The sequence below is a fragment of the Paenibacillus sp. Marseille-P2973 genome, assembly GCF_018101095.1.
In the GTDB taxonomy this organism is placed as follows: domain Bacteria; phylum Bacillota; class Bacilli; order Paenibacillales; family Paenibacillaceae; genus Fontibacillus; species Fontibacillus vini.
This window is the reverse complement of record NZ_JAGQEH010000028.1, coordinates 1-2,067: the sequence shown is the minus strand read 5'-3', so window position 1 is coordinate 2,067 and position 2,067 is coordinate 1. Positions and strand designations below refer to the sequence as shown.

The 2,067-nt window shown below is 46.4% G+C and carries 2 protein-coding genes; both read left to right on the top strand.

Features of this window, described 5'->3' with window-relative positions:
• The first annotated feature begins 218 nt into the window (after positions 1 to 218).
• Positions 219 to 872: a hypothetical protein gene (locus tag KB559_RS24960; protein WP_211026244.1), complete on the top strand. Its 654-nt coding sequence runs from the start codon at positions 219 to 221 to the stop codon at positions 870 to 872.
• A gap of 71 nt (positions 873 to 943) precedes the next feature.
• Positions 944 to 1,897 (top strand): SDR family NAD(P)-dependent oxidoreductase, encoded by a 954-nt coding sequence (locus tag KB559_RS24955; RefSeq protein WP_211026242.1) that lies wholly within the window; start codon positions 944 to 946, stop codon positions 1,895 to 1,897.
• Positions 1,898 to 2,067: the final 170 nt, after the last annotated feature.

Here is a 2,067-nt window from a genome sequence, read left to right as displayed (position 1 = left end):
CCAGCAGAGAGAAAGAACCAGCCAAGCATAACTCCTCTTGGCTGGTTCTTTTTTCAAAAATAACATCCTTTCATAAAAGAAGGCTATCCCGCTAGTAGATTTATCTGCTTTTGGGACAGCCCCTTTTTTCGTTTCATTTAGTCTGAACCTGGGCAGCCAGGAAACAATATCCACTCGCCTTGCGTCTAAATATACGTCTAAGTAATGGAGGTGTGGTGATGAAGCTTTTATACATTTTGATGATGGTTGCAACTTTGACAACAGGCTGCTCGCAATCTAATCTCAAGTCAAATTTCGGGCCTAATTCGGCATCGGATTATCCGGATTATATCCAGGTTGGCGGGAAGTTTTACATCCATGCTTGGGAACTGGCATTAGTAAATAACACTCCTGAAATTATTAAATTTGGTAAAGTTGAACGCGCATCCGTAATATCGAAGGGCACGCCTGTTTACGAAATTCCAGGTTACCCTGATCAGGATGTGGTTGCCGTAAAAACCGACAGCAATAATACGGGGTTGGTATCGAATATCACCGGTTATCTCATCTATGTACAGCAAGAGGAGGATGGAAAATCTCATTATCCTGAGATTGCTGGCCAACAAGTTACACGGATTCAAATTTTTAAGGGGAAAGATTTACTGAGAGAACTAAATGGTGAAGATGTGGATGCGTTTCTCCGCCTATTCAACCAGCAGGGTCCTCATAACGAATTTCAAGCCGGGGATGGATCGATATATACTGTAGTACTTATCGGTGATCAACCGTTAGGTAACAACTATGGGCTTAGAGAGAAGGATGGCCGGTTTGGACTTTCTCATATTGAGAGCAAGCTTCCGGACGAGATCGCGGACTATTTTACATCTAAATAAAAGTTGTAGATCACAGACTTGGGCAGATGCAGTAAGATAGTTGTTAAAAGGGAATGAATCCGGAGGATGATATGGAAAAGAAGTATGTGTTGATCACGGGGGCGAATTCAGGAATCGGCAGGGCGGCTGCGCAAAAGTTCGCGGCGGAAGGATATCATGTCATTATGGCTTGCCGGAATATGGAGAAGGGGAGAGCCGTTCAGTCAGAAATTATAAGCCGATCGCCCCAAGCTAAGGTGGATTTGATGGAGCTTAACGTTTCGTCCTTTGATTCAATCCGTGCGTTTTGCTCCGCATATCAAGCCGGATACCCGCGTTTGGATATTTTAATACATAATGCAGCTTACTTGAATCACGGGGAAAAAGAGTATTTGCTCAGCGCCGATGGTATCGAATTGTCGTTTGCGACGAATACGTTCGGACCCTTTCTGATGACCCGTTTACTGGAACAACATCTGGTCAAATCGCAGGACCCGCGAATCCTGCATGCCTGCACTACGAACATCAAGCATTTTTTTGATCCCAAGCGGGAAATTGACTTTGATAATCTGCGCGGCGAGTACCGCGACAGCCGGCCTTATAGCGTCTATAAGATGTATGGCGATTCGAAAATGGCTCTGCTATTGTTGACCATCAAAATGGCGGAGGATTATGAGCGCAGGGGAGTTCCCATCAAGGTCAATGCTTTGCAAATCAACCGCGTCAAATTGTCCGACGAGACGATTCAAAAGATGAGCCCGCGCTGGAGACTCATGGCCAGAGCTCAAAATTGGACCAACCCGCTGCCGTCCGGTATGGCCGAAACCTATTTCAACATCTGCACCTCGGAGGAATGGCGCGAGGTGACGGGCCGGTTGATCAATCATAAGCGGGAGCTGGTGCAGCCTGCGTCCAACGAGAAGGGGCTGGCGCAGATCGGCAATATTTTCGGTGCAAAAACCTACCCCGCTTATGCGACAGATGTCCGGAATTTAGAGCGAATGTGGAGTTTGGGCGTCGAATTAACTGGGAATGAAATAGAATAACAGAACACGACTCATAGAAAACGCCGCAAGGCGTTTTTTCTTGTTACGGCTTTAGCCAGTTGAGCTCGCGAAGCGTGCGAAACAAAAAACCACCCGCTATGCGGGTGGAGGGATCGAAGGTTTGACCACCAAGACCATTCCGATAAAATTGAGATGTTCAGGCTCAACAA

Coding starts and splice junctions, on each gene's coding strand:
- KB559_RS24960 (WP_211026244.1), top strand. CDS start 219: ATGAAGCTTTTATACATTTTGATGATGGTTGCAACTTTGACAACAGGC.
- KB559_RS24955 (WP_211026242.1), top strand. CDS start 944: ATGGAAAAGAAGTATGTGTTGATCACGGGGGCGAATTCAGGAATCGGC.